Origin of the sequence: Colwellia sp. Bg11-12, assembly GCF_014076955.1 — a bacterium.
Classification (GTDB): domain Bacteria; phylum Pseudomonadota; class Gammaproteobacteria; order Enterobacterales; family Alteromonadaceae; genus Colwellia_A.
This window is the reverse complement of sequence record NZ_JACGUZ010000006.1, coordinates 1-218: the sequence shown is the minus strand read 5'-3', so window position 1 is coordinate 218 and position 218 is coordinate 1. Positions and strand designations below refer to the sequence as shown.

Sequence of the window (218 nt, the reverse complement as noted above, 5' to 3'; positions counted from 1 at the left end):
TTCAGCTTTTGATAATTGTGGCTGGGAAATTGTCGTTGCATTTGTTAGTGGTATATTCTGTTACGCAAGTTACAGCACAGGTTTCGGTATATTGTTTTTTCCTATGTTTGCTGTATTTTGTTTGACTGTTCTTAGTATGCTTTTAAATGTATTCTTTGCAATTAAAGAATGCCTAAGCGAGCGACAGTCTAAAAAGTAAACATAACAAGCCATTCAAG

The 218-nt window shown here is 34.4% G+C and carries 1 protein-coding gene; it reads left to right on the top strand.

The window, feature by feature from the left end:
- The coding region (locus H4J39_RS18930) for a hypothetical protein (RefSeq protein WP_220462080.1) at positions 1 to 199 on the top strand (199 nt) is incomplete at its 5' end.
- Positions 200 to 218 lie beyond the last annotated feature (19 nt).